Here is a 26,539-nt window from a genome sequence, read left to right as displayed (position 1 = left end):
AAGCATGCTCGTCGGCGCGGTCACATCCGTTGCCGGCCTGCGTCATGCTGGCACCAGGACATGGATTGCGCCGATGAACGCCGACACGCTGAATCTGATGTTGCAACGCGACCTGCCCAGCGCCGCGGCTGGCTGCCAGCAGGCTTACGGACGCATCGTGCTTGCCTGCCAGAACACGGTGACTGCGATCGCGCTGGCGATCACCCGCGACCTCGCGGCCAGCGAAGACATTGCCCAGGAGGCCTTCCTGCGTGCCTGGCAGCGGCTGGGGCAACTGCATCAGCCGGCCAGCTTCCTGCCCTGGCTTCGTCAGATCACCCGCAACCTGGCGCGCGACTGGCTGCGCGCCAACCGCCATCGTGCGCTCGGTGGTGGGGCGGCGGAGCTTGCCATCGCGATGGCAGCCGACCCGGCGCCCTCGCCCGCCGACCAGTTGCTGCAGGTGGAAGAAGAGATCGCGGCGCTCGACATCATTTCTGCACTGCCGGAAGAAAGTCGCGAAACGCTGCTGTTGTATTACCGCGAAGGCCAGCGCTCGCAACAGGTTGCCTCGCTGCTTGGACTCAGCGATGCAGCGGTGCGCAAGCGCCTGTCGCGTGCACGTGCCAGCGTACGCAGCGAGCTGCTGCGCCGGTTTGGCGAATTCGCGCGCGGCAGCGCCCCCGGCGTGGCGTTCGCCAGCGCAGTAAGCTCGGCCAGCCTGTTGGGCGCGCCGGGCAAGGCTAGCGCGGCCGTTGTGCTGACGGGCATCGGAGGCGCGGGAAAACTGGGCGCGAGCGGGTTGAGCGGCTCGGCGCTGGGTGGGGGCGGCGCCGCGGGCGCACTCAGCCTCTGGCTCGGCATGCCGGCCCTGTTCGCTGCGTGCGCAGTGCTGGTTGCCGGGATCGGCACCTACTGGTCGTACTGGTACCTGCTGCGCTTCGCACAGAGCGCCAGCGAGGCAGCGGCGATCCGTCGGTTCGTGCACGTCACCACGCTGACCTCGGTGCTGGCGTGCGGCAGCACGCTGGTGCTGAAACACCTGCAGGCGGGCGCATGGGCATCGGTTCTGGCGCTGTGCGCAGGCATGGCGGTGCTCAACTATCAATCCCTGCGCGTCCTGCCACGTGTCATGCGCCCCATGCTCAAGCGCGATGCGCGCAGACGCGGCGTCACCCGGGCACCGCTGTTATACCGCTGCATGTTCAGTCCAGGCGCGATGCTGGTGAGCACTGCGGCTGTCATTGTGCCCGTCGTGCGGCACTACATGCAGTTGGGAATGCTCTGAGCCGACCGGATATCACCGCAGGAGACGATGACACGCCGGTGCGGGCCAAGTGAGCGCAGACGGAGCAACCCTGCGTATGGCAGCCTGGTGGCATGGGCGATGAGAACCGGTTCAGTGCGATGCGCGTGCGGCGGTGAGCCCGTAGCAAGCAACGTCGCATGATCCGAAGTGATGGGTTCGTATCCGACTGTCGCCGTCATCGGGCAGCGCCCGCGCTGCTATAAGCAGGCAGGATTCAACAAGACTACGGAGTCATGAAGTGAAGGCAAGCCTGTTCACCAGTCTGCTGATGATGGTCAGCATGAGCGCGCATGCGGACGGACTCACCAAGTCCCCCGATGGCAAGACGCTATCGGTGAGTTTCGGAGCACCCACCTTCAAGCAGGTGCTTCACTACCGCAAGCTCTACGACAAGAAGCCCTTCCCCGATGCGGAAATCTATTATTTCAGCAACGGCATGTACAAGATCATTTCCCAGGGCGAAAACCATTACGGCGTTTATGTCCTGCAGGGAACATTCGACGACCAGAGCTACACCATCCGGTTCATTTCCCTGCCCTCGGAAGACTGGGGCAACAAGACCGCGTTCCATCAGCTGACCTTCGTGCGCGGCGACAAGCAGAATGTCTTTATCCAGAACGCCATCGTCGACACCGGCGAAGCGATCGCGCAGCAGAACGGCACCTACACGCTGGAGAAGAACACCGTCTCCAATCCGGTTCCCACGTCCTGGAAGCACGACTGAGCGTTGTAGCCGCGCTCAGCGTCTGCCCCAAACGCAAGCGCCCTCCCGCCAGGCGGAAGGGCGCGGTCGATCGGCGCCTTGTTATGTACTGCAAATCGCGGGGTGAACTCACCGCTCACCCAAGCGGCACTCGCCGATACGCAGCGAGCGCCGCACTCGGCGATGCCTCAGCGGTTGGCCGCAGGTGCGCTCGCCGGTGCCGGCTTGCCATCGTCGCCGTGCCTGCCCATCCCACCCGGTCCGTGCCCGCCACGCCACTTGGACGCGGCATCGAACTCGGCCTTGCTCAACTTGCCGTCCTTGTCGGTGTCGGCCTTGGCGAACCACGCATCGCGATGCTGCTGCATGCGCAATTCACGGTCGGCACGGTCGACGAAGCCGTCCTTGTTGAGATCCATCTGGTCGAAGCGCGCAGCGAACTTGGGGTCGGCCTTGGCTTCTTCGCGGCTGATACGGCCGTCCTTGTTGGTATCGAGCTTGGCCATCCATTCGCCACGTCCGCCGCGCCCCGGGCCACGATGGTGCGGGCGCTCGTCGCGCGACAGCTTGCCGTCCTTGTTGGTGTCCAACGTATCGAACTGCGCGGCCAGCGTCGGATCGGCAGCCGCTTCGCTGCGGTCGATCACGCCATCGCCGTTCTTGTCGAGCTTGGCAGGCCGCGGCGCATCGCCGGGAGCCGGCACGGTGGCGGCGAATGCGGTGCCAGCGGACAGCGCGGCCAGCACGGCCAGGGCGAGAAAGGGTTTGCGTGACGTCATGAGACACTCCTGAAAGATAGGAACCACACGCGGCACCTGCATGGGCCGCATCGCGTGGGTGGTGCGTGCGGATCATCCGTGCGCTGCCACCAACACCCCCATCAACGAGCCATCGATGCGTGCGTTGACGCCCAGGCCGGACGTATTCATCCGGCGGACAGTCGCCGCTGATGCGACGCTCAGGCGCTATCCTTCGGCCATGGCCATCCATGCCGACACCCACGACGACCTGCGCCTGTTCCAGACCGGCGAGCATGCCTGTGGCTATTGGTCCGACCGGCAGGCGCGCGATCTGGTGCTGGATCCGCACGATCCGCGCCTGGGGGCGATCTATCCGCAAGCGCTGGCATGGGGCTTCCGTCGCTCCGGCGATCTGGTCTACCGGCCGCACTGCGAACGGTGCCGTGCCTGTGTGCCGGTACGCATCGCGGTGGATGCGTTCCACCCTGACCGCAGCCAACGCCGTTGCCTGGCGCGCAACCAGGATCTGATGGTCCGCGTGGTGGCCGCCGAGCGCACCGACGAACAACTGGCGCTCTATCGCCACTACCTCAAGCACCGGCATCCCGGCGGCGGCATGGACGAACATGGCGCCACCGAGTTCGACCAGTTCCTGATCGGCGGCTGGTCGCACGGGCGCTTTCTGGAGATCCGCGAACCGGCCATCGCCCACCTGCCCGGCCGGCTGCTGGCAGTTGCAGTGACCGATGTCACCGAGCATGCGTTGTCGGCGGTCTACACCTTCTACGCGCCGGAGGCGGCAGCACGCAGCCTGGGCACGTTCGCGATCCTGCAGCAGATCCAGTGGGCGCAACGCGAGCGACGCGCGCACCTGTATCTGGGGTACTGGATCGATGGCCACGCGAAGATGAACTACAAGCGCCGCTTCAGTGCACTGGAAGCCTACGATGGTCGCCACTGGCGCGGCTTGCCCGCTCACGCATCGGTCGACTGAACCGCCGGATTGCGACATCGGCGTGTCGCATCCCGCATGCGAGAATCTCGCAATGATCAAACCTTTCCTGCTGCTGACGCTGACCGCCTTGTGCGCGGCCTGCGCCCACCCCGCGCCCTCGCCCAAGATGCAGACCGACACCCTCGCCGCCCGGCCGGCCGCGGCACAGCTGCGCATCGCCACCTACAACACCTCGCTATATTCGGACGAGGCCGGCGGCCTGATTCGCGAGCTGCAGGGCGATAGCGCACATGCGCGCAAGATCGCTGCGGTCCTGCAGCGCGTGCGCCCGGATCTGGTGCTGCTCAACGAATTCGACTTCGACCCGGAACACCGCGCTGCCGATCTGTTCCAGCAACGCTACCTGCAGGTCGCCCAGCCGGGCGGCGGCGAGGCGTTGCGTTATCCTTACCGCTATCTGGCACCGGTCAACACCGGCGTGCCGAGCGGCCTGGATCTGGACAACAACGGCAGCACCGGCGGCGAAGGCCGCGCGCGTGGCAACGACGCGTGGGGCTACGGGCTGCATCCTGGCCAGTACGGCATGCTGGTGTTGTCGCGCTACCCGATCGATGCGCAGGCGGTGCGAAGCTTCCAGCTGCTGAAGTGGAGCGCGCTACCCGGCGCACTGCGGCCGATCGATCCGGCCAGCAAGACGTCGTACTACAGCGATGCCATCTGGGCACAGCTGCGGCTTTCGTCCAAATCGCATTGGGATGTGCCGGTGCGCACGCCGCTGGGCGTCGTGCATGCGCTGGTGTCGCACCCCACCCCGCCGGTGTTCGACGGTGCCGAGAAACGCAACGCCGCGCGCAACCACGACGAACTGCAGCTGTGGCGCGCGTATCTGGACAACGCACCCGAAAGCCAACGCTGGCTCTGCGACGACAAGGGGGGCTGCGGCGGTCTGGATAGCGATGCGCGCTTCGTCATCCTGGGCGATCTGAACAACGACCCGGTCGATGGTGCCGGCCGGCATACGGCGATCCGCGCCTTGATCGACCACCCGCGCGTCCTTCACTACCCCACCCCGCGCAGCGATGGCGGCCCGGAAAAAACCGCCGAATACGCCGCACTGGGCATCGCCCACAGCGGCGACCCGCACCAGGTCACCGGCGACTTCGGCCCGCAGGCCGGCACCATGCGCCTGGACTACGTGCTGCCGTCGCGCCAGTTCACCCTGATCGGCAGCGGCATTTTCTGGCCGGCCAGCAGCGCACCAGAAGCGGCGATTGCCGATGGCAGCGACCACCATGCGGTGTGGGTGGATGTGGCTAGCAACTAAGCAATCGTACCGAGGCTCCGAGATGTCACGCTCTGGGCCTGGTGTCGACGGCTGCTTATAACAGTAAGGCCATACGCTAGAAAGGGAAGATTCAGCGCCCCGAGTCCTAACGCCATGCCGGAAGAGCAGACGACTTTCGGAGGCAACTGAGGCAGTGATCGACAAGGCTCCGAGGGCGCCCCCATTGAATCTGGTGGTCCCGATCCGATCGACAGGCTTACACTCCCTCGCAGACAGGTATCGCGAGCAAGTTGAATGAGACTGCATTTCCACGACGCGCGCGGTTTCCTGCGTACTTTTTTTCTGCCATTGGCGCTCGCGCTTCTTGCGAGCGCGTGCAGCGCAAGCAAGCCACCGTCTTCTGAAAAAGAAGACCTTCTCCTCATTCGGCCATTTCCGGTGGATGCCACCGATGCCCATGTGCGCTTCGAATTCGAAGCAACGCCGAAGAATGTAAATCTCACTCAATCCTACATCGTTGGATTGACTTTGAACCGCAAAGGCGAGCTCGATCCAGTCACTTTCTTAAATAACGGGAAATCTCCGCCACGATATGCGGTCCATGTCGAGGCCTGCAAATGGATCGGGGATCAATGCCAAAAACTACCCACTGAAGACGCGTTTCAAGCGTACATCAAGAAAGAACCAGCTAGACGTAAATTTTTTGAATGGCGGTTCGGAAACGAGGAAAAAAAATACATTGACGTCGCCGCACACACCTCAGATACGAGCAACTGGACCGTTTGCTATTTGCCAATAGACAGCTACGGCCGATACCGCGTCGACGTCTCATCTCAATCAGGAAATCCAGCACTCAAAGACCCGTCTGCGCAAATTTCCGTTCAACGGGAATGGACTTCCTCCAAATAATCAAAAATGAATTTGAATGGGGCATCTAATGGACAGGCAGCATTACACAGTAACGGTCGTCATTGCCGCGCCCGGGACGCCCCTTTATACAAAGGGAAAGCAACAATTGGTGGATGGTGAACCAGCCACCTCTGGCCCAGGGCACATGTTTTTCGTACTCGACGATGGCAAAAGCAGGCCAGCCAGCTATGGCTTTGCCCCGATCACTCATGGGCAAATGAACGGCCCAGGAAAAATCTATGACACAGATGCAAGCGAATATCACAGGCCAGCATACTCAAGAACCATCGAAATAAGCAAAGAACAATATGAAAAACTCCATAAATTTGGGGAAGAACCAGAAAAATTTGGTTTTGACACGCAATACAGGGACGTACGCAACAATTGCGTCGATTTCACCTGGGCGGCCCTCAATCATGCCGGACTCCATCGAAACAAGAGCATTGATGTAAATGGCTTACTTATTCCAGGAGCCGGGCAACTGCTTCCGGACGTTCGCATCCCTCTGCCGCTAGAAGGGCCTGGAAAAGATGCTTACCGCCCGCTACGCAATATCCACGGTGTAGAGAGCATTGAGGCACCATTTCCTGACAGTCCATTGAACAGGGAAATCCGTAACCCGCTTCCATCGCAAAGGTCTTTGTGTCGACTCCCCGTAAACTTGATCCAGCCATAACTAGAGGTCTCCGGGCACACTAGCCATCAAGGAGACCACCAATGCGCAAGAGCAAGTTCACCGATAGCCAGATCGTCGCCACGCTGAAGCAGGTCGAGGGTGGCCGCCAAGTCAAGGATGTGTGTCGTGAGCTAGGGATTTCCGATGCGACGTACTACGTCTGGAAATCCAAGTACGGCGGCATGGAGGCCGCTGATGTGCAGCGCCTTCGCGACCTGGAGACCGAGCACAACAAGCTCAAACGCATGTACGCCGAGCTGGCGATGGAAAACCATGCATTGAAGGATGTCATCGCAAAAAAACTGTAGACCCGGCGCACAAGCGCCCGCTTCTGGCCTGGCTCATCGAGCAGCATGGCTGGAGCGAGCGCCGGGCCTGTTCGGTGGTTGGCGTGGCGCGCTCGACGATGCGCTATCAGCGTCGTCCCGATCGGGATGATGAGGTTATCGCGCTGTTGTCCGAGTTGGCCGAGCGTTTTCCTGAGCGTGGATTTGGAAAACTTTTTCAAATCATCCGCCGTCGCGGACATGTGTGGAACCACAAGAGGGTCTGGCGCGTGTATTGCCTGATGAAGCTCAATCAACGTCGTCGCAGCAGGCGCCGGGTACCGACGCGTCATCCACAGCCGCTGGCCTGCGGTGATCGCCCCAATGCTGGATGGTCGATCGACTTCATGTCCGATGCGTTATGGGACGGTCGGCGTTTTCGCACGTTCAATGTCATCGACGATTTCAGTCGGGAAGCCTTGGCGATCGAAGTGGACCTGAATCTTCCGGCCGCCCGCGTCATCCGCACGTTGGAACGCATCGCAGCTTGGCGCGGCTATCCGAACAAGCTACGTTTGGACAACGGGCCGGAATTTGTCGCGCTGGCCTTGTCCGAGTGGGCCGAGCGTAAGGGCATCGCCTTGGACTTCATTGAACCGGGGCGTCCGATGCAGAACGGTTTTATCGAACGCTTCAACGGCAGCTACAGGCGCGGCGTGCTGGACATGCATCTCTTCCGCACGCTGAGCGAGGTCCGCGAACAGACCGAACACTGGCTTGCCGACTACAACCAACAGATCCCGCACGACAGCCTGGGCGGACTAACGCCCGCTGAGTTCCGTGATCAACATCAACCGCAGACCTCTAGTTTTAGCTGGCATTGAATTGCGGGGAGTCGACATTTGCAGCAGCACATTCTCAGCGAGGAGCGGCACGCGCCATCGTTAAAGGATCCCACGCATCCCGGCTACCAACTGTTTGCACAGGCAAAGGATCACATACAGATACTGGATCGCGAGCACGGACGACAAACGGACGCGCGCAGCGCCAATCTTGCGGGCTGCCTGGCGGTGCAGTCCTGCAAGATGGGAATGGACCGCATCGACGAAGTCAGGCTGAGCGACGATGCCTCGCGCGCATTTGCAGTGCAGAACAATCCTTACTCGGCCGGATCGCACGACCAGCTGCGTGCCCATGTCGATACGGTCGCCGCACTCAATACACCGCTGGAGCAGAGCAGTCAGGAATGGACAAAGGCTGCAGCCGAACGCGGGCAGGCAGAGCAGCATCGGAACTTGCAACAAGAGCAGACGCAGGCACCAGCAGCTCGGACCATGAGCTGACCGCACGAGAGTCGCCAGATGTGCACTCCTGCGCCCGACCTGTTGGCTACTAACTGACTTGTCAGAGCCAGCAACCATAGTCTACGGTGCAGCAACCTTGTCACTGCACCAATGCGAGTCGGCAGGAAACTCAGGCCTGCAGCTGGATCGTCAACGCGGCAGCGGCGACGCGCGCCTTCTCACGCGCCGCATCGATGCTGTCCGCGCGCGCCAGGGTGACGCCGACGCGGCGATGGCCGTCCACCCGGGGTTTGCCGAACAGGCGTAGTGCGGTGTCCGGGTCGCGCAGCGCCTCGGCCACGTTGTCGAACACTGGCACGCCATTGCCGTGCGCCAGCAACGCGCACGATGCCGAGGGGCCGGCCTGACGGATCACGCCGCCGTCCTGCGCGCCCACCGGCAGGCCGAGAATGGCGCGGGCATGCAGCGCGAATTCGCTCAGGTCCTGCGACACCAGCGTGACCAGACCGGTGTCGTGCGGGCGCGGCGAGACTTCGCTGAACCACACTTCGTCGCCCTTGACGAACAACTCCACGCCAAACAGGCCCCAGCCGCCGAGCTCGTCGGTGATGGCCTTGGCGATTTCCTGCGAGCGGCGCAACGCAGCGGCCGACATCGGTTGCGGCTGCCAGCTTTCGCGGTAGTCGCCGTCCTGCTGCCAGTGCCCGATGGGCTCGCAGTACGAGGTGCCACCGGCATGCCGCACGGTGAGCAAGGTAATTTCGTAATCGAAATCGATGAAGCCTTCGACGATGCAGCGACCGGCACCGGCACGGCCACCGGTCTGCGCATACGCCCACGCCGCATCGATATCGGCTTCGCTACGCAGGGTGCTCTGGCCCTTGCCCGAGGACGACATCACCGGCTTGACCACGCATGGCACCCCCACCGCGGCGATTGCATCGCGATACTCCTCGAAGGTATCGACAAAGCGATACGGCGAGGTCGGCAGGCCCAGCGTTTCGGCTGCCAGGCGGCGGATGCCTTCGCGGTCCATGGTCAGGCGCGCGGCACGCGCCGTCGGGATGACCTTCTGGCCTTGCTCGCGTTCCAGCGCCACCAGGGTTTCGGTATGGATCGCTTCGATCTCCGGCACGATCAGATGCGGCTGCTCGCTGGCGATCAGCGCGCGCAATGCTGCGGGGTCGAGCATGTCCAGCACATGCGAGCGGTGCGCCACTTGCATCGCCGGTGCATTGGCATAGCGGTCGGCTGCGATCACTTCCACACCGAAACGCTGCAGCTCGATCGCCACTTCCTTGCCCAGTTCGCCCGAGCCCAGCAACAACACGCGGGTGGCGGAAGGCGATAACGGCGTGCCGAAAGTGGTCATGAGCGCGGTCCAGAACGAGAGGGGCCGCCATTCTAACGGTTGCCCACTGCCACGCCGACGAACGGCTGTTGTTTAACTGATATCACATTGATATCTTTTTACCATTCCACAAGGACTCGCGCTCATGAAAGAGAAGCCGATCGGTTCGTTACCCGGCATTCCCGTCGTTCTCGTCGCAGGCGCCGGCCTTGTCGGTACGTCTTGGTTTGTATTGACGATGATGGCCAACAACAGCGTCACGCTGGGCGCGTTCGTCGCCGCGGTACTGGTCGCGGCGGCGTGCATTTTCATGCTGGCCGGGCTGTACACGCTGGAGCCCAACCAGGCCGCGGTACTGAGCCTGTTCGGCAAGTACGTCGGCACCGTCAAGGACGCCGGCCTGCGCTGGAATGTGCCGTTCTACGCCAAGCGTCGCGTCAGCCAGCGCGTACGCAATTTCGAAAGCGGGCGACTCAAGGTCAACGAGCTGGATGGCAGTCCGATCGAAATCGCTGCGGTCATCGTATGGCAGGTGCTCGATGCCTCCGAAGCGGTCTACAACGTCGACGACTACGAAAGCTTCGTGCATATCCAGTCCGAAGCGGCGCTGCGTGCGATGGCGACCAGCTATCCGTACGACCAGCACGAAGACGGCCAGATCTCGCTGCGCAGCCATCCGGCCGAAATCAGCGAGCAACTCAAGCGGCATCTGGACGAGCGCCTGACCCAGGCCGGCGTGGACGTGATCGAGGCGCGCATCAGCCACCTGGCCTACGCGCCGGAAATCGCCCAGGCCATGCTGCAGCGCCAGCAGGCCAATGCGGTGATTGCCGCACGCTCGCGCATCGTTGCCGGCGCAGTGGGGATGGTCGAAATGGCGCTGTCGGAGCTGCACAAGAATGGTGTGGTGCAGCTGGACGAAGAGCGCAAGGCGCATATGGTCAGCAACCTGCTTACCGTGTTGTGTTCCGATCGCGGGACCCAACCGGTGGTCAACGCCGGCTCGCTGTATTGAGGGCAGCCGATAAAACACCTGCGCTTACTGCCGCCGGGCGCAGCCACGGTTCGGCATCGGCATGCGCCACTCGTACACTGCGCTTGTGGGCGCGCCCTCCACGCCACCTGGCGAGCGCTCGCTTCCGTTGCGTCAGCCACTCCGAGATCGATCTGATGAATATCATGGTGCCCCTGGTGGTTGCGCTTTCCGGCTTGCCCGCGCTGGCCATCGCCGCGTCCATCGGCGCCGACGATGACGACCGCGCACGCGGGCTGGGCCTGCGCTGGGCATTGATCAGCCTGGTGATCCTGGTCGGCGCCGCATGCCTGTACTGGGCCGGCGACAATCGCGCCGGCATCTATGCCGTGGTGATCGGCATGCTCATCGGCGTCAACGCGTTGATCGTGTCGATGGTGATGCACCTGCGCCGTCACGGCGGCCGCAGAGACGGCAAATGAGCGAAAAAAAAGCCTACCCGCTGCGTATCAACGCCGATGTGTTGGCCGCCGTGCAGCGCTGGGCCGACGACGAATTGCGCAGCCTCAATGCGCAGATCGAATACGTGCTGCGCGATGCGTTACGCAAGGCTGGCCGGCTACCGAAGCCGCAGGGCGAAAAAGAACAATCCGAAAATTGATCACGCGCCGTCGATCATCCAGACGCGACTACGCACCGGTGTAGCGCCGGGTCGGTGCGGGTCACAGCGCCTGGCCGGACTGGCAGCGCTCACAAGGCAACCGCTAAGCTGCGTAGATGCATCATCTTCAACGTGTACTCCTCAATACCAGCGCGATCGAGCTGTGGCCGGCCGATCTGCTGCGCGCGCGCGGCAATGCGGATGCGCGTGTGCTGGCACAGGCCGACTGGCTACTGCGGCGCAAACGCGATGGGCGCTATCTGGCTGCACATCTTCCGCAGGGTCTGATGCCGCTGATCCCGCAGCTGGCACGCGAGCATGGCCTGGACGAAGCATTGGACCGTCTGCAGACCGCAACCGGCCGCATCGGCCAGGTACGCGACGACACGCTGGCGATCGACGGATTGCAGCGCCGGCTGAGCCAGCTCGGGCTCGCCGCCGACGACTATGTGCAACGGACCGGCCTGCAGTTGATTGCCGAACCGGCCGCACTGCAGTTTGCCGGACGCGATCGCTTCGGCCGCCCGCTATGGCTCAGTGCCGGCGCTGCACGCGCATGGCGACAGATGCGTGCGGCTGCGCTGCGCGCAGACATCGTGATCGATGCGATTTCAGGCTATCGCAGCCACGACTACCAACTGGGCATCTTCGAGCGCAAGTTCGCGCGCGGACTCACCCTGGAACAGGTCCTGACGGTCAACGCAGCGCCGGGTTTCAGCGAACATCACAGCGGCGACGCACTGGATCTGGGCACACCGGGCGAGCCGCCGGCCGAAGAGTCCTTCGAAGCCACGCACGCATTCGCCTGGTTGTGCAGCAACGCACACGCATTCGGCTACCGCCTGAGTTATCCACGCGACAACCCGCATGGCATCGTCTACGAACCGTGGCATTGGCGTTGGTCGGCGGGATGAGCCGGTCGAACGTCATGCGCCACGCAGCGCGGCTGGACAGGACGGCCCGTCGCGTCTGCCCCGCGTGCGTTCGCCCTACTCCTGCGAACGCGGTGTCGGCACCTTGGTCGCCACACTGAAGTCGGCAATCTTCCACAGATAGAACGCGGCATAGGTGCGGTACGGGCCCCACCGTTCGCCGCGTGCGGCCAGTTCGCTAGGGGTGGGCATCTGCTCCTGCTTGTCCACGCGCTGCGCCCCTTTGCGCACGCCCAGGTCGTCGATGGGCAGCAGATCCGGGCGGCCCAAGCGGAACATCAGCATCATTTCCACCGTCCAGCGGCCGATGCCGCGCACCGGCACCAGCGCCTGCACGATGGCGTCCTCGTCCATGAAAGCGAGCCTGCGCAGCGAGGGAATCTCGCCTTCGCGTTCGCGCCGTGCCAGATCGCGCAACGCCAGCGCCTTGTTGCCGGAAACGCCGCAGGCACGCAGCGCTGCATCGTCGATACGATCGAGGGTGTCCGCATGCAGCCGCTGCGCACCGATCGCCACTTCCACCCGCGCCACGATGGTCGACGCCGCCTTGCCGCTGAGTTGCTGGAACAGGATGGCGCGTGCCAGCGCATCGACCGGGTCGAAGGGTTTGTGCCAGCCCGGTTGCGGGGCGATCGGGCCGATGCGCTTCATCCACGCACCCAGCGCGCGATCGCGCCGGGACACATGCGCGAACGCAGCCTCCACATCGAATCCGCGGGCATGGCGCGGCATGCTCAGCGCCTCAACGCACCAATGGCCAGCACCACCCAGCCCAGCATCAGGCCCACTCCGCCGACCGGCGCCAGGGTGGTCGGCCACTGCAGCAACGCGCCCCCGACCAGGCTGCCGGCAAACAGCAACGTGCCGAGCAACAGCAGGTGCAAGCCCACCCGGCCCAGCGCACGCGTTTCGGTGGCGCCCAGCACGGTGAGGACCGCGCCATGGCCGAATGCGTACAACGACGCCAGCTGCAGCCGCGACTGCACCACCGCATCGGCAACGCCGTGCGAGGCATAGGCCGATAGACCGACGGCAGTGGCCGCCAGCAGGCCGCCGCAGCAAGCCAGCAGCGAGGGGTGTTTCTTGCGACGATCAAGCAAAGACATGCAGGCAACTTCCATGGCAGCGCCGCAGCGCAAAAAAAAACGCGCCGCAAGACTGCGGCGCGTTTTCGTCTGGATCAGCTCATCGTGGTGAGACGATTACTTGATGGCCCAGTAGACGTCGTAGGTGCCGTCCTGGGTGAACGACTTGTCCACGCCACCCTTCCACGCTTCGTACGGACGATCGGTCACGTCCATGCCGCTGGTGGCAGCCCAGGCGCGCAGCGAGTTACGCACTGCGTCCAGACCGGCCATGTGGCCTGCGTAGGTCGCAAAGGCCGAACGGTGCGCCGGAACCCGCTGGTACTTCACCGGTGCTTCGGACGGAATATTGAGCTTCAACTCGTCGCCCGTTGCAGCCACCGGGGTTGCATCGGCGGGTGCCGCGGCAGTCGCGTCTTCCTTCTTGGCGTCGGCCTTGGCGTCGGCCTTCGGAGCACCACCAGCGCGCTTGCGCACCGGCTGCACCACGTCGAAGGCGTACTTGTCCGAAGCGAAGTCGGTGGTCACGATGCGCACCGGACCAACCGCCTCAAGGCCGTTGGAATCCATCACGCGCTTGATCCACTCCTGGTTGTCCTTGATCGACTTCTTGATCGTCTCGTTGTCACGATCGATGTTGCCCGCGGTGACGACCAACAGGTCCTCGGCCGGCACATCGACGATCTTGAGGTCGCTCAACACCGGCTTGCCGTCAAGCTCGGCGCGGTAGTCGAAGTTCGGCACGGTGGCCAGCGCAGTCGCCAGACGCGACAGACCCAGCTTCAGGTCGTCGCCCACGTGGCGGCTGACGTACAGGCCGGCATAGCGACCAAACAGGTTCCAGCCGTACTTGACGCTGTAATCCTGGGTGATCTTGACGTTCTTGTTGTTCTTGCCGGTCGGCACCAGGGTGAAATTGGTGACCTTGTCGTAGCCCTTGGTGGGATCTTCGATTGCGATCTCAACACGCTCGTTCTTGACGCTGTTGGTGATCTCCCAGCTGCCGTTGCCGATATAGCCCTCGGTGGAGCTGTATTCGACGCGTGCACCCTTGCCCTCTTCCGGGCCGGCCAGCTTCAGCTGGATCTTCGGGTCACGCAGCACAAGCGGGTTCCAATCCTTGAAACGACGGAAGCTGTTCACGGTGTCGTAAACAATCGTCATCCTGCGGTTGGTCTCAACACTCTCGGACATCTGCCGCTCCGAGGGCAACACCAAGCCCACCACGACAAACAAGCCAGCCACGATCCCCAAGGCGATCAGGAACTCGATAATACGGGTCATTCAGGAGGTCTCCGGGGCCGATCCCACGGCCGGGTTGAGTGAAGCGAAGCCACCATCCTAGCAGGCTTCGAGAAAGATGTTCAGTTGTGCGACGGGTAGCGCGGTCTTGCGGTGTCATTCACCGCGCAACGCAGCGCGTGGGGGATGCGCAATCCCAACCTGCACAAGGGTTTGGGCGGTTGCGCGCCGCTATCATGCACATCACGTGCTGCGTGCGTGTGATGTTGCAGTTGCCAGGCGGCACCGGTCCGCCCGTTTCGCAGTCCGACCGGCGCCGCAGCGTCCTGAATGCGAGTCCGGTGCCTGCTGCAGGCCGGCTTGGCGTCGAGCTCGCCGGCGCAGGGCCGAGCTCACACCAGCTGCAGTTCGAATGCTTTCAGCACCGCGCGGGTGCGGTCGCGTACGCCGAGCTTGGAGAGGATGTTGGAGACGTGATTCTTGATGGTGCCTTCGGCCACACCCAGCGAGTTGGCGATTTCCTTGTTGGAAAACCCACTCGCCATCAGCCGCAGGATCTCGGTTTCGCGGTCGGTGAGCGGATCGGGGCGGTCCAGGCTGACGAACTCGTTACGCATGTGCTCCAGACCCGACAGCAGGCGCTGGGTCACCGCCGGCTGCACCAGCGAGCCGCCTTCGGCGACGGTGCGGATGGCGCCAACCAGTTGTTCCAGCGAGACGTCCTTGAGCAGATAGCCCTTGGCGCCGGCCTTGAGCCCGGCCAGCACCAATTGGTCGTCGTCGAAGGTGGTCAGGATGATCGTCGGCGGCAGGGTGCCGTTGCGCGAGAGCATCTGCAGCGCTTCCAGCCCGGACATCACCGGCATGCGCATGTCCATCAGCACCACGTCCGGCTGGATCTGCGGAATCTGCTCCACTGCCTGCTTGCCGTCGGAGGCCTCGGCCACCACCTCGATGCCGTCGTCCAGCGCCAACAGCGAGCGGATCCCCTGGCGCACCAGGGTTTGATCGTCGACCAGGCACACACGGATCATCACAACACTCCTTGGGTCACGGCCGCAGGCATCAGTGCCGGCGCGCCTGGAACAGCGATGCGCAGGCCAAAGCCCTCACCCCGCCGGGTTTGAATTTCGAGCTTCCCACCATACTGGTTCAGCCGCTCACGCATGCCGCGCAGCCCGTTGCCGGGCGCGACCGCATCGGCGCCGTGGCCGTCGTCGCGGGCGTCGATCAGCACCGTATCGGCATCGCGGCGCACCTGGATCCACAGGTTGCGCGCGCCGGCATGGCGCACCGCATTGGTGATGATTTCCTGGGTACAGCGCAGCAGCACGTGGGCGCGCTCGGGGTCGTCCAGGGTCAGCGGCTGGGCGATGTCCAGGTGGATATCCAGCGACGGCACCTGGGTGACCAGCGGGCGCAGCGCCGCTTCCAGGTCGATCGCGCCGCTGTCGCGCAGGTGGCTGACCGCCTCGCGCACATCGGTGAGCAACAATTTGGCCAGCGTGTGCGCCTGGCGCACGTGCTCCTGGGCCTGGCCCTCGGTGATGTGGCCGGCCACTTCCAGGTTGAGGCTGAGCGCGGTGAGGTGGTGGCCGAGCAGGTCGTGCAGCTCGCGCGAGATGCGGGTGCGCTCGTTGATGCGCGCACTCTCGGCCAGCAACGCGCGGGTGGCGCGCAGTTCGGCGTTGAGCCGGCGCTGCTCTTCGCGCGCATCGGTCTGCTGGCGGGCCACCAGGCTGGTGACGAAGATGAACATCGAAAAGCCGCCGTACAACAGCGACTGCATCAGCGCCGCGAACAGGGTGAAGTCCGGGCGCAGGTAGTAGAACACCGGCAGCACCGCCAGCTGGCTCAGCACCAGCCATAGCACGCCCACGCGTAGCGGCAGCAGCCACGGGATCACCCCGGCCGCCACCATCATCAGGATGCTGCCGAGCCCGGTTCCGCTCAGATAGCTCACCGCCAGCGCGCAGATGGTGAGCAGCAACAGGATCAACCGGTCGTACCAGTGCGCGTGGCCGCCGCTGTTCAAGCCGCGGGTCAACCAGAAGTAGCTGGCGCCGAAGCCGATGAAGAATGCCGACATCATCACCGCCTCGGCCACGCTGCGGTGGTCGCCTTCTTCGGCCGGCGGCCAGTAGGTGTACACCAAGGGCATGACGATCATCGCCCAGGTGAACAGGCCGGCAAAGCGCAGGACGCGCGTGTGACTGAGGTATCCCAACATGCCCGCATCTTAGGCGTAAGCGACCGCGCTGCCCTCTTGCCGGAAGTCATGCATGCCGGCAGGTGCACGGGTGGCGGATGTCGGACCCGCGCAGCGCCTGTGCTGACGCGCCGTTGCACGCCGGCACCTGCCGCGCGCCGGCCGATCGCATGCGCTGGGTCGCCGCTTCAGGCCCCGCATGTAATAATCCGACGCAGATCCGATTTCGGGTCGACGCGTTACCCCACGGAGTCCCAATGTCGATCGTCATCCGCGACGTGCGCGAGCACGAGCTCGATTCCGTCCTGGCCCTGAACAACAATGCCGGACTGGCGATCCTGCCGCTGGATTCAACCAGGCTGCAACGTTTCTACGAGCAGGCCGAGTATTTCCGCGTCGCCGAGCGCGACGGCAACCTGGCCGGGTTTCTGGTCGGTTTCGGAAGCGGCAGTGCGCACGACAGCAGCAATTTCGCCTGGTTCCGGGACCGTCACCCGGAATTCTTCTATATCGACCGCATCGTGGTCGCCAGCCGCCGCCGCGGCGGTGGCGTCGGGCGGGCGTTCTATGCCGATGTGCAGAGCTATACCGAGCTGCGTTACCCGCAGCTGGCGTGCGAGGTGTTCCTGGACCATGGCGCAGATGCGGCCTTGCTGTTCCATGGCAGCTTCGGCTTCCGCGAGGTTGGCCAGAACACCATGCCCGATGTGGAAGTGCGCGCCAGCATGCTGATGAAAGACATGTGCAGCTATCGGTGGGTCAAGGAGACCTATGGCGGCAAGTTGCCCGACCACTTGCCGTGGGTGGGCCGGCCGCGTCATGCCGCCACCACCGCTAGCCCATCGACGGGGAGCTGAGTTGTGGCAAGTGTGAATGTGGATTTTGAACAGGCCGGCGAACTGAAGATCGGCCAGGTGGGCATCGCCAACCTGCGTGTGCGGACGCTGGATGTGCCGCGGCTGGTGCAGGAAATGCGCGAGCGCGTGAGCCGCGCGCCCAAGTTGTTTGGCCGTGCGGCGGTGATCCTGGATTTCGGCGGGCTGTCGCAGGTGCCGGACCTGGCTACGGCCAAGGCGCTGCTGGACGGCCTGCGCGATGCCGGCGTGCTGCCGGTGGCGCTGGCCTACGGCACCAGCGAGATCGACCTGCTGTCCCAGCAGTTGGGCGTGCCGCTGCTGGCCAAATTTCGCGCGCAGTACGAGCCGACCGCGGTCAGTCCGCCACCGCCACCGCCGCCGCCCGCACGTGCCGAGCCGGCACCGCCGGCCGCGCGACCGGCGCCGGGCCGGATGCAGCGCACCGCGGTGCGTTCGGGTCAGCAGCTGTACGCGGAGAACTGCGACCTGACCGTACTCAGTACGGTCGGTGCCGGGGCCGAGGTCATCGCCGACGGAAGCATCCATATCTACGGTACCCTGCGTGGCCGCGCTCTGGCCGGCGCGCAGGGCAATCCCGACGCGCGCATCTTCTGCCGCGACTTCCACGCCGAACTGGTTGCCATCGCTGGCCACTACAAGGTGCTGGACGATGTTCCCATGGACCTGCGTGGCAAGGCCGTCCAGGTCTGGCTGGAGCAGGATCAGATCAAGATCGCTGCGCTTGATTGACGCGGCCCAACCACAGAAATATTCGGAGAAATCCTTTGGCTGAAATCATCGTAGTCACCTCCGGCAAGGGCGGCGTCGGCAAGACCACCACCAGCGCAAGCCTGGCTTGCGGGCTGGCCAAACGCGGCAAGAAGGTGGCGGTCATCGACTTCGACGTCGGCTTGCGCAACCTGGACCTGATCATGGGCTGCGAGCGGCGCGTGGTGTACGACTTCGTCAATGTCGTGCACGGTGAAGCCACGCTCAAGCAGTCGCTGATCAAGGACAAGCGGTTCGAGAACCTGTACGTCCTGGCCGCCTCGCAGACCCGCGACAAGGACGCGCTGACCCAGGAAGGCGTGGAAAAGGTGCTCAAGGACCTGGCCGCCGACGGCTTCGACTACATCGTCTGCGATTCTCCGGCCGGCATCGAAAAAGGCGCGTTCCTGGCGATGTATTTCGCCGACCGCGCGGTGGTGGTGGTCAATCCGGAAGTCTCTTCGGTGCGCGACTCGGACCGCATCATCGGCCTGCTCGATTCCAAGACCCGCAAGGCCGAAGAAGGCAAGGCCGTGCCGGCGTTCCTGCTGCTGACCCGCTACAGCCCGGGCCGCGTGGAAGGCGGCGAGATGCTCAGCATCACCGACGTGGAAGAAGTGCTGGGCCTGAAGGCGATCGGCGTGATTCCCGAATCCGGCGACGTGCTCAACGCCTCCAACAAGGGCGAGCCGGTGATCCTGGATGCCGAGTCCCCGGCCGGCCAGGCGTATGACGACGCAGTCGCCCGCATCATGGGCGAGGAGCGCCCGATGCGATTCACATCCGTGGAGAAGAAAGGCTTCTTCAGCAAGCTGTTCGGAGGGTAAGCATGGGCCTGCTCGATTTTCTCAAGAGCAAGAAGAACACCGCCGAGACGGCCAAGAACCGCCTGCAGATCATCATTGCGCAGGAGCGCAACCACCGCGGCGGGCCGGATTACCTGCCGCTGATGCAGCGCGAACTGCTGGAAGTGATCAAGAAGTACGTCAACATCGATGCCGATGCGGTGCGCGTGGATCTGGTCAAGGACGGCGAACACGACGTGCTGGACATCTCGGTCGCCCTTCCGGAAGACGGCGACAAGTAAGCGCCGACAACGGCACCACGTTCGCACGGTGCCGTTGTTGCATGTGACCCGACCGCGAGCCATTGCGCGTGACCACCGCCCCCACTGCCACACCCACCGCTGCCGATGTCCTGTGCGTGGCCGATATCGGCCTGGACGCACCTGCCGCCCTGCTCGCGCGCTATGGCTTGCGCCTGCATCGCGTGGACAGTGGTGCAGCGATTCCAGGCAGTTTCTGGGGCGAACCGGAGGCCGGCATCATCGGCTGCGATGTGTACGTGCGCGACGACACCCCGGTGCATTCGCTCCTGCACGAAGCCGGACATCTGATCGTGCTGCCTGCGGAAAAACGCGCCGCCGTGCATACCGACGCCACCGATTCGGTGGAGGAAGAAGACGCCACCTGTTACCTGCAGATCCTGCTGGCCGAGCAACTGCCCGGCGTGGGCAGCGCGCGCCTGATGGCGGACATGGACAGCTGGGGCTATACGTATCGGCTGGGCTCCACCCGTGCATGGTTCGAGCACGACGCGGAGAACGCGCGCAGCTGGCTGGACGCACGCGGCCTGTTGCCTGCCTGAGCTTGCGCGGCGCGTTCAAGTGGCTGCCCAACCGCAGCGAGCAGTGGTCAGCAGCGACGGGCATCAGGGCGGTGCGGCGTTCGCAGCAGCCACGGCGAACGTGTGGCACCTGCAGTACCGAGTAGCGGACGCACCGTCTGGCCTGAGCGCAGTCGGTCGAGTGATCGGCCTCAGGATCCCGTTGCCGTGGCGCCGGAGAGATCCAGCGTGGCCACCGTGCCCTGCCCTGCATTGGAATCCAGCTGCAGATGCCAGCCCAGGTGCTCGCACAACCGTCCGATCAGCTCCAGCCCGATGCCACTCCCTTGGCGTGCGTTGCCGCGCGCCAGGCGCGTGTAGATGGCGCTGATCTCTTCGGGCGTCATGCCATGGCCGGGGTCGGCAATGCGGACCACGCCGGGCGCCGACAGCGAGATGCGAATGATGCCGCGGTCGCTGTTTTCGATGGCGTTGCGCAACAGGTTGCCGATGGCCGTCTGCACGATGGCGACCGGGGCGACCAGGCTGCACGGCGGCAACGGGTCCACGACCAGTTGCAGATCCTTGTCGGCGCACAGGTGCGTGTGGTCGGCCACGATGTCCGGCAGCAACTGATCCAGCCGCAACGCATCGCTGCTGCGCACCAGCCGGCCTGGGTCCTTGGCCAGCACCAGCAGCAAGGTGATCAACTGCTCGACCGAGGCGCTGGTCTGGGCAATGCGCTGCAGCTGGTGGCGTACCGCCGGCGGCGTGCCGGGTTGCTCCAGCGCCAGCTCCACCGCATTGCCGATCACCGCGATGGGCGTGCGCAATTCGTGGCTGGCGCTGTCGATGAAGGCCCGCTCTCGGTCGACGAACTGGCTGTTGCGTTCCAGATAATCGTTGAGCGCATCGGCAATCACGTACAGTTCGGCGCTGCCCTGTGGCCCGACCGCAATCTGCTGCGCACGCTGCCCTGGACGCAACGCGCCGATGTCGCGCGCAAGTTCCACCAAAGGGCGCACCAGCCGGGCCATCGCATACGTGCCCATCAGCAAGGTGATGCCGATCAGCGCGATCCCAGCGGCCAGCATCCAGCGGGTCAGGAACTTTTCCAGCGCTTCGAAATCGGTGATGTCCAGCACCAGGGCCAGGCGGCCGGCATGCGCGGTGTCGCGCACCATCACGGCACTCTGGCGGCCGGCGATCTCCAGACCGTCGTGCAGGCCGGGATGCAGGGTGCGCAAGACCGGCGGCGTGCGCGCGACATCGTCGACGCGGTACAGCCGCAAGGTGTCCGAGTCCTGCCAGTGATACTCCGGATTCTGCACGCTGCGCTCGAGAATGCTGTCCAGTTCGGAATTGAGCAGCGAGCGCCACACGCCGTGTTCGGCGCGTTCGTGCAGGTACTGCGCGGTGCCGAACACCGCCAGGGTCATCAGCAGCGTGTAGCCGAACAACCACACCAGCACGCGGCGACCCAACGGGCGCTGTTTAGACATCGCTGCAGTCGCCAGCGCCAGGTGCATCGGCCGCATCCAGCTGTGCCAGCCGGTAGCCGAGCCGCGGCAAGGTATGGATCAGTTTTTGCGCGAACGGGCCGTCCACGCTGCGACGCAACTCATAGATATGCGAGCGCAGCATGTCGCCGTCGGGCGGATCGTCGCCCCACAACGATTGCTCCAGGCGTTGCCGCGTCACCGCGGCCGGGCTGGCCTGCATGAGCACTTCCAGCAACTTGCGGCAGGCCGGATACAGATGCAGCACCTGGCCGGCGCGCGTCGCTTCCAGCGTGGCCAGGTCCAGGCGCAGGTCGGCCACTTGCAGCAGTTTGCCGCGGCGACGGCCGTGCGCACGCGCCAGCAAGGCTTCGATGCGCACCTCCAGCTCGGGCAGTGCGAAGGGTTTGGTCAGGTAGTCGTCGGCGCCGGCGCGGAAGCCGGCGATCTTGTCCGGCAGTTCGTCGCGTGCGGTGAGCATGATCACCGGCAATTCGGACTGGTGCTGCTCGCGCAGCCGACGCAGCACTTCCGGTCCATCCATGCGCGGCATCATCCAGTCCAGGATCAATGCGTCGTAATGCTGGGTGGTCGCCAGATGCAGGCCGGTGACGCCATCGGGCGCGGCGTCCAGGGTATGCCCGCGCGCTTCGAAATAGTCGAACAGGTTGGCAACCATATTGCGGTTGTCTTCAATGACCAGCAGCCGCATGAGCGGGGTTCCAGGACGGCCCGGCAGGCACAGTGTGCGCATCCTAACCGAGGCCGGCCAAACGCGACCGCTATCGCCGGTACGGCCTTCCAACCGGTTGCGCTTCGGCAGCCGCGCATGGCGATGCCTGCGCTGCGATGCGCGATCACGCAGGCTCGGCTCCGACAAATTTCCGACCCACTTGCCAGATAGTGTCTGCCCGCATTTACTCAGGGCGTGCGCGTGTCGCCTGCCATCGCTGCCTCCTTATCCCGCCAGCGTGCACTGCTGGCCGCGCTGCTGTTGATCGTCGTCAGCTTGCTGGCCGGGCTGGGCATGCGCCAACCCAATCCGCCGGACGAGCCGCGCTTCGTGCTGGCCGCGCGCACCATGGTCGAGACCGGCCAGTGGCTGCTGCCGCACCGTGGCAGCGAGTTGTATGCAGAAAAACCGCCGGTCTTCATGTGGCTGCAGGCGGCCACCTACGAACTGGTACCGCACTGGCCGGTGGCCTTCGTGCTGCCGTCGCTGCTGGCCGCGCTGGCCACGTTGTGGCTGACCTGGGATATCGCGCGCCGGCTCTGGACGCGGCGCGTGGCGGCCCACGCGGTGCTGGCCTTGTTCACGGTGCTGCAGTTCGGCCTGATGGCCAAGCGTGCGCAGATCGATATGGTGCTGGTGGCGCTGACCACACTGTCGTTGTGGGGACTGCTGCGGCACCTGCTGCGCGGGCCGGACTGGCGCGCCTGGACGCTGGGCCTGTTTGCTGCCGGCGTCGGCACGGTGACCAAGGGCGTCGGTTTTCTGCCGCTGCTGGTTTTGCTGCCGTGGATGGCGCTGCGGCGTACGCATTGGCGCGTATTGCCGGCGCGCGCGCTGGCAGGACGCAGCTGGGCACTGGTGCTGCCGGCGTTCGTGGCCGGTACGGCGGTGTGGCTGGGGCCGCTGGGCATCGCGCTGTGGCACAGCGACGACCCGCAGCTGCATGCCTATGCGCACGAGCTGTTGTTCAAGCAGACCGGCACGCGCTACGCGCACGCCTGGCATCACGTCAAACCGTTCTGGTACTACCTGCAGGTGATCGCCACCTTGTGGCTGCCCGGATGCCTGTTGTTGCCGTGGCTGCTGCCGGCCTGGTGGCGGCGACTGCGCCGCGGCGACCCGCGCTATGTGCTGCTGCTGGCCTGGAGCGTGCTGGTGCTGCTGTTCTTCAGCGCCAGCCCGGGCAAACGCGAGGTCTATATCTTCCCGATGCTGCCGGCACTGTGCATTGCCGCGGCGCCGTTGCTGGCGGGGTTGTTGCGCCGGCGCGGCGTGCGGGCGCTGCTGACCGGGTATGTGCTGCTGCTTGCCGTCGCCGGCCTGGCGCTGGGCGGCGGCATTGCGTTGCATCTGCACTGGGCCGAGAACACCGCAGTCAAGCGCGGCATGGAGCTTGCCTCGCTGCAGCCGGTGGGTTTCTGGTTGATCGGCCTGGGCGTGGTCGGCCTGGCGGCGAGTGCATGGTCGCGCGGTAAACGCGCGGGCACCGCGTTGGTGGTGATGACCGCCGCGCTGTGGACGGTGTTCGGCCTGGGGTTGATGCCGGCGCTGGATCCTTATAGTTCGTCCTCACGTCTGATGCAGCGCGTGGGCCAGCGCATCGGCCCGGACGCGCAGCTGGGCATGCTGGCCTGGCGCGAGCAGAACCTGCTGCAGGCCGATCGCCCGGTGACCGATTTCGGCTTCAAGGCGAGCTGGCAGGACCAATGGGCCAAGGCCGGCCCGTGGCTTGCGCAAGCGCCGCACACTCGCTGGCTGTTCGTGCTCAAGCAGGCGGTGCCGGCATGTATCGATCCGGCGCAACGCATCGATATCGGCGAGTCCAATCGCAATCAATGGCAGTTGCTGCCCGGCACGGCGTGGCATGCCGGTTGCATCGCCGCTGCGTCCGACGCCGAACAAACCGGTAGCGAAGGCGATGCAGACTGAACGCTTGGTGTCGGGTTAACGGCCGGGCAACCCCGGTCCGACCGCTTTCCGACATCCGGGTTTCGAAGATGTCGGGCATTGACACAGGCCGCCATCTCGATGACAACGCTTCCCATCCGTGCGCCGACCGTGGCGCATACCGCCAGCGGCGTGGAGACGCACTTCCTCGTGCGCCATCTGTGGCTGCCCCTGGCCTGCGTCCTGTTGGCGAGCGCGCTGCTGATGGGCGCCGGTGGCGACCAATGGATCGCCGATGCGCTGTATCGGTTGGAAGGCGGCCACTGGTTACTCAAGGACCACTGGTTCACCAGCGGCGTGATCCACCGCGTGGGTAAATGGTTGAGCACGGCAGCCGGAGTCGGCGTGCTGGTGCTGGCCATCGTTGCGTGGTGCAGGCCGCGCCTGAAGGTGTTGCGCTGGCCGCTGACCTACCTGGCCGCTTCCGTCGCGCTGTCGACCTCGCTGGTGTCGCTGCTCAAGTCGTGGACGGCGATGGATTGCCCATGGGATCTGAGCCGCTATGGCGGTACGCAAGCGATGATCGGGCTATTCGAATCGCGCCACGGCATCGCCGCGTCCGGGTGTTTTCCTGCCGGCCATGCCAGTGCCGGTTATGCGTGGGTGGCACTGTATTTTTGTGCGCTGGCGCTCCGTCCTGCATGGCGGTTTGCAGGTTTGTTCATAGGCTTGGCAGCAGGTCTCATTTTCGGTGTTGCGCAACAATTGCGCGGCGCGCATTTTCTCTCGCATGACCTGTGGTCGCTGGCGGTTTGCTGGGTGAGCGCACTGGCGCTGTACTGCGTGATGCTGCAACGGCCGCGTCGCGCGCTTGGATTGGTGTTGCTCTCGGGGGATGCAGCATGAGTACCTGGTTGCCGGAACCGCGCAGGCGTGGTGGCCTGCGCGCGCTGACGTGGAGTACGCGGCCGACGGTGTCGACCGAAGCTTTGGTGCTGCTGTCGAGCCTGTTTTTTGCGTTGGTGTGCAATCAGTTGTTCTGGCGCACGGCCATGGCCACGCATCCGGGCAGCATCGGGTTTGCGATCTCGTTGATGGCGCTGTTGGTGGCTGTGCATGCGCTGCTCCTGGGCATCCTGGTCTGGCGCTGGAATGCAAAGCCGCTGCTGACGCTCTTGCTGTTCACCACCGCGCTGGCCGCGCACTACATGGACAGCTACAACGTCTATCTGGATGCGGACATGCTGCGCAACGTGCTGCATACCGATCACAAGGAATCGCGCGAGTTGCTCACGCCGGGCCTGATCCTGCCGCTGGTGTGCTACTTCCTGATTCCGACCGCATTGCTGTGGCGCACACGTTTGCGCGCACGCAGTGCGGGCAAGGCGGTGCTGGTGCGATCGGGCTTCCTGCTGGTGGTCGCAGTGGTGGGCGCTGCTGGCGCCATGCTCTCGTCGCAGGATATTTCCGCACTGATGCGCAATCACCGCGAAGTGCGTTATTTGGCCACGCCGATCAATTACATCGTGGCATTGCGGCAAAACCTCAAATCCGAATCGCCGATCAAGCGTGCTCCCAAACAGCCGATCGAACACGACGCCATGGCCACGCCGCGCGCGCCGGGCAGCCGCCCGCGCTTGTTGCTGGTGGTGCTGGGGGAAACCGCACGCGCGCAGAACTGGGGACTCAACGGCTATGCCAGACAGACCACGCCGGAGCTGGCACAGGCAGGGGTGATCAACTTCCCCGACATGCATTCGTGCGGGACCAGCACCGAAGTCTCGGTGCCCTGCATGTTCTCGCCCTACGGGCGTCGCGACTACAACGAAGACATGATTCGTGGCCATCAGTCGTTCCTGCATGTGCTGGAACATGCCGGCATTTCGACGCTGTGGCGCGACAATCAGTCCGGCTGCAAGGGCGTGTGCGACGGGTTGGAGATCCAGAAGCTGGACGATGCCACCACACCGGGCCTGTGCGCCGATGGCCGCTGCATGGACGAGATCCTGTTGAGCGACCTGGCTGCGCAGGTGCGCGCAAAGCCTGGCGACCGCGTGGTGGTGCTGCACCAACTGGGCAGCCATGGCCCGAGCTACTTCGAACGGTACCCGGCGCAGTTCGAACGCTTCAAGCCGGTGTGCAAGACCGCGGATCTGGGCAGCTGCGGCCGCCAGGACATCGTCAACGCCTACGACAATTCGATCCTGTACACCGACCATTTCCTCAATCAGGCCATCCACGCGCTGCGTGGCCTGCCGGACTACGACACGGCGATGATCTATCTCTCCGATCACGGCGAATCGCTTGGCGAAAAAGGCCTGTACCTGCATGGCGTTCCGTATGCCATCGCGCCCAAGGAGCAGACCCATGTGCCGATGGTGATGTGGTTCTCGCCGGAGTTCGCGCGCGATCGCGGCCTGGATGAAGCCTGCCTGCGCCACCGTGCAGGGCAATATACCGATCAGGATGCGCTGTTCCCGTCCGTGCTTGGGTTGATGCAGGTCAAGACCAGCGTCTATGCGCCCGAGCGCGACCTGTTCGCCAAGTGCACCGGCACCACGCTGCGCTGATCGCCAACGCCTGCGTCTGCCCGCGCCGCACATCGCATGCG

At 64.4% G+C, this 26,539-nt stretch carries 29 protein-coding genes; 20 read left to right on the top strand and 9 right to left on the bottom strand.

The genetic code is table 11. The features are described from left to right. The first annotated feature begins 73 nt into the window (after window positions 1-73). Window positions 74-1,267: an RNA polymerase sigma factor gene (locus tag ACDH77_RS05955; protein WP_218488353.1), complete on the top strand. Its 1,194-nt coding sequence runs from the start codon at window positions 74-76 to the stop codon at window positions 1,265-1,267. Window positions 1,268-1,526: 259 nt separating this feature from the next. Further along, complete coding sequence (locus ACDH77_RS05950; protein WP_008574722.1) at window positions 1,527-2,012, top strand: hypothetical protein; 486 nt, start codon at window positions 1,527-1,529, stop codon at window positions 2,010-2,012. Window positions 2,013-2,179: 167 nt separating this feature from the next. On the opposite strand, the gene ACDH77_RS05945 is transcribed toward ACDH77_RS05950, so the two are convergent. Further along, entirely contained in the window at window positions 2,180-2,770 is a 591-nt protein-coding gene (locus tag ACDH77_RS05945) for an EF-hand domain-containing protein (RefSeq protein ID WP_011346743.1), read from the bottom strand. Window positions 2,771-2,810: 40 nt separating this feature from the next. Between ACDH77_RS05945 and ACDH77_RS05940 the strand changes: the two genes are divergently transcribed. The 6 genes from ACDH77_RS05940 to ACDH77_RS05915 all read left to right on the top strand — a co-directional run bounded on the left by ACDH77_RS05940 (window position 2,811) and on the right by ACDH77_RS05915 (window position 8,165). Beyond that, complete coding sequence (locus ACDH77_RS05940) at window positions 2,811-3,725, top strand: arginyltransferase (protein WP_031421588.1); 915 nt, start codon at window positions 2,811-2,813, stop codon at window positions 3,723-3,725. After that, entirely contained in the window at window positions 3,679-5,010 is a 1,332-nt protein-coding gene (locus ACDH77_RS05935; protein WP_031421586.1) for an endonuclease/exonuclease/phosphatase family protein, read from the top strand. Before ACDH77_RS05940 ends, ACDH77_RS05935 begins: the two co-directional genes overlap by 47 nt. A gap of 255 nt (window positions 5,011-5,265) precedes the next feature. Beyond that, on the top strand, window positions 5,266-5,880 hold the full coding sequence (locus tag ACDH77_RS05930; RefSeq protein ID WP_011346740.1) for a hypothetical protein: 615 nt from the start codon (window positions 5,266-5,268) through the stop codon (window positions 5,878-5,880). Between the two features lie 145 nt (window positions 5,881-6,025). Next, the gene (locus ACDH77_RS05925; protein WP_372371855.1) at window positions 6,026-6,556 is read left to right on the top strand and encodes a hypothetical protein; all 531 of its coding nucleotides are present in this window, start codon (window positions 6,026-6,028) and stop codon (window positions 6,554-6,556) included. 41 nt (window positions 6,557-6,597) lie between these two features. Beyond that, a protein-coding gene (locus ACDH77_RS05920) for an IS3-like element ISXca2 family transposase (protein ID WP_087944180.1) occupies window positions 6,598-7,706 on the top strand; the annotation gives its coding sequence in 2 pieces (ribosomal slippage) (window positions 6,598-6,850 and window positions 6,850-7,706; 1,110 coding nt in all). Between the two features lie 18 nt (window positions 7,707-7,724). Next, a complete protein-coding gene (locus tag ACDH77_RS05915; RefSeq protein ID WP_008574714.1) occupies window positions 7,725-8,165 on the top strand; it encodes an XVIPCD domain-containing protein in 441 nt (146 codons plus the stop codon). A 130-nt stretch (window positions 8,166-8,295) separates the two neighbouring features. Here ACDH77_RS05915 and purT read toward each other — a convergent pair whose 3' ends face one another. Beyond that, window positions 8,296-9,498 (bottom strand): formate-dependent phosphoribosylglycinamide formyltransferase, encoded by a 1,203-nt coding sequence (purT, locus tag ACDH77_RS05910; protein ID WP_218489162.1) that lies wholly within the window; start codon window positions 9,496-9,498, stop codon window positions 8,296-8,298. A 217-nt stretch (window positions 9,499-9,715) separates the two neighbouring features. Here purT and ACDH77_RS05905 point away from each other — a divergent pair, with 217 nt between their 5' ends. The 4 genes from ACDH77_RS05905 to ACDH77_RS05890 all read left to right on the top strand — a co-directional run bounded on the left by ACDH77_RS05905 (window position 9,716) and on the right by ACDH77_RS05890 (window position 12,025). Next, window positions 9,716-10,492 (top strand): SPFH domain-containing protein, encoded by a 777-nt coding sequence (locus tag ACDH77_RS05905; protein ID WP_370486394.1) that lies wholly within the window; start codon window positions 9,716-9,718, stop codon window positions 10,490-10,492. 155 nt (window positions 10,493-10,647) lie between these two features. Beyond that, window positions 10,648-10,932 carry a hypothetical protein gene (locus tag ACDH77_RS05900; protein WP_008574709.1) on the top strand — a complete coding sequence of 95 codons (285 nt, stop codon included), beginning with the start codon at window positions 10,648-10,650 and terminating at the stop codon, window positions 10,930-10,932. Continuing rightward, window positions 10,929-11,111 (top strand): hypothetical protein, encoded by a 183-nt coding sequence (locus tag ACDH77_RS05895; protein WP_008574708.1) that lies wholly within the window; start codon window positions 10,929-10,931, stop codon window positions 11,109-11,111. Before ACDH77_RS05900 ends, ACDH77_RS05895 begins: the two co-directional genes overlap by 4 nt. Before the next feature lie 116 nt (window positions 11,112-11,227). Next, window positions 11,228-12,025 carry a M15 family metallopeptidase gene (locus tag ACDH77_RS05890; protein ID WP_031421579.1) on the top strand — a complete coding sequence of 266 codons (798 nt, stop codon included), beginning with the start codon at window positions 11,228-11,230 and terminating at the stop codon, window positions 12,023-12,025. Window positions 12,026-12,100: 75 nt separating this feature from the next. Here the strand turns inward: ACDH77_RS05890 and ACDH77_RS05885 are convergent, their stop codons facing one another. The 5 genes from ACDH77_RS05885 to ACDH77_RS05865 form a co-directional block, all read right to left on the bottom strand. Then, entirely contained in the window at window positions 12,101-12,775 is a 675-nt protein-coding gene (locus ACDH77_RS05885; protein ID WP_031421578.1) for a DNA-3-methyladenine glycosylase family protein, read from the bottom strand. Between the two features lie 2 nt (window positions 12,776-12,777). Further along, on the bottom strand, window positions 12,778-13,164 hold the full coding sequence (locus ACDH77_RS05880; protein WP_031421575.1) for a DUF423 domain-containing protein: 387 nt from the start codon (window positions 13,162-13,164) through the stop codon (window positions 12,778-12,780). A gap of 81 nt (window positions 13,165-13,245) precedes the next feature. Beyond that, window positions 13,246-14,412, bottom strand: a complete 1,167-nt coding sequence (locus tag ACDH77_RS05875) for an SRPBCC family protein (RefSeq protein ID WP_031421573.1) — start codon at window positions 14,410-14,412, stop codon at window positions 13,246-13,248. Window positions 14,413-14,762: 350 nt separating this feature from the next. Further along, complete coding sequence (locus tag ACDH77_RS05870) at window positions 14,763-15,404, bottom strand: response regulator (protein ID WP_008574699.1); 642 nt, start codon at window positions 15,402-15,404, stop codon at window positions 14,763-14,765. After that, the gene (locus ACDH77_RS05865; RefSeq protein WP_008574698.1) at window positions 15,404-16,600 is read right to left on the bottom strand and encodes a sensor histidine kinase; all 1,197 of its coding nucleotides are present in this window, start codon (window positions 16,598-16,600) and stop codon (window positions 15,404-15,406) included. The genes ACDH77_RS05870 and ACDH77_RS05865 overlap by 1 nt, the downstream gene beginning before the upstream one ends. Before the next feature lie 236 nt (window positions 16,601-16,836). Between ACDH77_RS05865 and ACDH77_RS05860 the strand changes: the two genes are divergently transcribed. The 5 genes from ACDH77_RS05860 (at window position 16,837) to ACDH77_RS05840 (ending at window position 19,851) form a co-directional block, all read left to right on the top strand. Next, window positions 16,837-17,436: a GNAT family N-acetyltransferase gene (locus tag ACDH77_RS05860; protein WP_008574695.1), complete on the top strand. Its 600-nt coding sequence runs from the start codon at window positions 16,837-16,839 to the stop codon at window positions 17,434-17,436. Between the two features lie 3 nt (window positions 17,437-17,439). Beyond that, window positions 17,440-18,186: a septum site-determining protein MinC gene (gene minC / locus ACDH77_RS05855; protein ID WP_011346732.1), complete on the top strand. Its 747-nt coding sequence runs from the start codon at window positions 17,440-17,442 to the stop codon at window positions 18,184-18,186. 35 nt (window positions 18,187-18,221) lie between these two features. Continuing rightward, complete coding sequence (gene minD, locus ACDH77_RS05850) at window positions 18,222-19,031, top strand: septum site-determining protein MinD (RefSeq protein ID WP_005930297.1); 810 nt, start codon at window positions 18,222-18,224, stop codon at window positions 19,029-19,031. Between the two features lie 2 nt (window positions 19,032-19,033). Then, complete coding sequence (gene minE, locus ACDH77_RS05845; RefSeq protein ID WP_003484370.1) at window positions 19,034-19,291, top strand: cell division topological specificity factor MinE; 258 nt, start codon at window positions 19,034-19,036, stop codon at window positions 19,289-19,291. 68 nt (window positions 19,292-19,359) lie between these two features. After that, window positions 19,360-19,851 carry a hypothetical protein gene (locus ACDH77_RS05840; RefSeq protein ID WP_029818903.1) on the top strand — a complete coding sequence of 164 codons (492 nt, stop codon included), beginning with the start codon at window positions 19,360-19,362 and terminating at the stop codon, window positions 19,849-19,851. A 170-nt stretch (window positions 19,852-20,021) separates the two neighbouring features. Here the strand turns inward: ACDH77_RS05840 and ACDH77_RS05835 are convergent, their stop codons facing one another. Together ACDH77_RS05835 and ACDH77_RS05830 are read right to left on the bottom strand one after the other, a co-directional pair. Continuing rightward, window positions 20,022-21,338: a HAMP domain-containing sensor histidine kinase gene (locus tag ACDH77_RS05835; protein WP_029818902.1), complete on the bottom strand. Its 1,317-nt coding sequence runs from the start codon at window positions 21,336-21,338 to the stop codon at window positions 20,022-20,024. Next, window positions 21,304-22,020, bottom strand: a complete 717-nt coding sequence (locus ACDH77_RS05830; protein WP_003484375.1) for a response regulator transcription factor — start codon at window positions 22,018-22,020, stop codon at window positions 21,304-21,306. The genes ACDH77_RS05835 and ACDH77_RS05830 overlap by 35 nt, the downstream gene beginning before the upstream one ends. Window positions 22,021-22,236: 216 nt before the next feature. On the opposite strand from ACDH77_RS05830, the gene ACDH77_RS05825 reads away from it, so the two are divergent. The 3 genes from ACDH77_RS05825 to ACDH77_RS05815 all read left to right on the top strand — a co-directional run bounded on the left by ACDH77_RS05825 (window position 22,237) and on the right by ACDH77_RS05815 (window position 26,498). Then, window positions 22,237-23,970, top strand: a complete 1,734-nt coding sequence (locus ACDH77_RS05825; protein WP_184422267.1) for a glycosyltransferase family 39 protein — start codon at window positions 22,237-22,239, stop codon at window positions 23,968-23,970. A 99-nt stretch (window positions 23,971-24,069) separates the two neighbouring features. After that, window positions 24,070-24,834, top strand: a complete 765-nt coding sequence (locus ACDH77_RS05820) for a phosphatase PAP2 family protein (RefSeq protein WP_029818899.1) — start codon at window positions 24,070-24,072, stop codon at window positions 24,832-24,834. Then, complete coding sequence (locus ACDH77_RS05815; RefSeq protein ID WP_014089619.1) at window positions 24,831-26,498, top strand: phosphoethanolamine transferase; 1,668 nt, start codon at window positions 24,831-24,833, stop codon at window positions 26,496-26,498. The genes ACDH77_RS05820 and ACDH77_RS05815 overlap by 4 nt, the downstream gene beginning before the upstream one ends. Window positions 26,499-26,539 lie beyond the last annotated feature (41 nt).

The sequence above is a fragment of the Xanthomonas axonopodis pv. maculifoliigardeniae genome, assembly GCF_041519315.1.
Lineage (GTDB): Bacteria > Pseudomonadota > Gammaproteobacteria > Xanthomonadales > Xanthomonadaceae > Xanthomonas > Xanthomonas euvesicatoria.
This window is presented reverse-complemented; position numbering and strand designations above follow the sequence as displayed.

Excerpts from the sequence above, each read along its gene's own strand:
- ACDH77_RS05955 (WP_218488353.1), top strand. The coding sequence starts at position 74 with ATGAACGCCGACACGCTGAATCTGATGTTGCAACGCGACCTGCCCAGC.
- ACDH77_RS05945 (WP_011346743.1), bottom strand. The coding sequence starts at position 2,770 with ATGACGTCACGCAAACCCTTTCTCGCCCTGGCCGTGCTGGCCGCGCTG.
- ACDH77_RS05940 (WP_031421588.1), top strand. The coding sequence starts at position 2,811 with ATGGGCCGCATCGCGTGGGTGGTGCGTGCGGATCATCCGTGCGCTGCC.
- ACDH77_RS05935 (WP_031421586.1), top strand. The coding sequence starts at position 3,679 with ATGGTCGCCACTGGCGCGGCTTGCCCGCTCACGCATCGGTCGACTGAA.
- ACDH77_RS05930 (WP_011346740.1), top strand. The coding sequence starts at position 5,266 with ATGAGACTGCATTTCCACGACGCGCGCGGTTTCCTGCGTACTTTTTTT.
- ACDH77_RS05925 (WP_372371855.1), top strand. The coding sequence starts at position 6,026 with ATGTTTTTCGTACTCGACGATGGCAAAAGCAGGCCAGCCAGCTATGGC.
- purT (WP_218489162.1), bottom strand. The coding sequence starts at position 9,498 with ATGACCACTTTCGGCACGCCGTTATCGCCTTCCGCCACCCGCGTGTTG.
- ACDH77_RS05905 (WP_370486394.1), top strand. The coding sequence starts at position 9,716 with ATGATGGCCAACAACAGCGTCACGCTGGGCGCGTTCGTCGCCGCGGTA.
- ACDH77_RS05900 (WP_008574709.1), top strand. The coding sequence starts at position 10,648 with ATGAATATCATGGTGCCCCTGGTGGTTGCGCTTTCCGGCTTGCCCGCG.
- ACDH77_RS05895 (WP_008574708.1), top strand. The coding sequence starts at position 10,929 with ATGAGCGAAAAAAAAGCCTACCCGCTGCGTATCAACGCCGATGTGTTG.
- ACDH77_RS05890 (WP_031421579.1), top strand. The coding sequence starts at position 11,228 with ATGCATCATCTTCAACGTGTACTCCTCAATACCAGCGCGATCGAGCTG.
- ACDH77_RS05885 (WP_031421578.1), bottom strand. The coding sequence starts at position 12,775 with ATGCCGCGCCATGCCCGCGGATTCGATGTGGAGGCTGCGTTCGCGCAT.
- ACDH77_RS05880 (WP_031421575.1), bottom strand. The coding sequence starts at position 13,164 with ATGGAAGTTGCCTGCATGTCTTTGCTTGATCGTCGCAAGAAACACCCC.
- ACDH77_RS05875 (WP_031421573.1), bottom strand. The coding sequence starts at position 14,412 with ATGACCCGTATTATCGAGTTCCTGATCGCCTTGGGGATCGTGGCTGGC.
- ACDH77_RS05870 (WP_008574699.1), bottom strand. The coding sequence starts at position 15,404 with ATGATCCGTGTGTGCCTGGTCGACGATCAAACCCTGGTGCGCCAGGGG.
- ACDH77_RS05865 (WP_008574698.1), bottom strand. The coding sequence starts at position 16,600 with ATGTTGGGATACCTCAGTCACACGCGCGTCCTGCGCTTTGCCGGCCTG.
- ACDH77_RS05860 (WP_008574695.1), top strand. The coding sequence starts at position 16,837 with ATGTCGATCGTCATCCGCGACGTGCGCGAGCACGAGCTCGATTCCGTC.
- minE (WP_003484370.1), top strand. The coding sequence starts at position 19,034 with ATGGGCCTGCTCGATTTTCTCAAGAGCAAGAAGAACACCGCCGAGACG.
- ACDH77_RS05835 (WP_029818902.1), bottom strand. The coding sequence starts at position 21,338 with ATGCACCTGGCGCTGGCGACTGCAGCGATGTCTAAACAGCGCCCGTTG.
- ACDH77_RS05830 (WP_003484375.1), bottom strand. The coding sequence starts at position 22,020 with ATGCGGCTGCTGGTCATTGAAGACAACCGCAATATGGTTGCCAACCTG.
- ACDH77_RS05820 (WP_029818899.1), top strand. The coding sequence starts at position 24,070 with ATGACAACGCTTCCCATCCGTGCGCCGACCGTGGCGCATACCGCCAGC.
- ACDH77_RS05815 (WP_014089619.1), top strand. The coding sequence starts at position 24,831 with ATGAGTACCTGGTTGCCGGAACCGCGCAGGCGTGGTGGCCTGCGCGCG.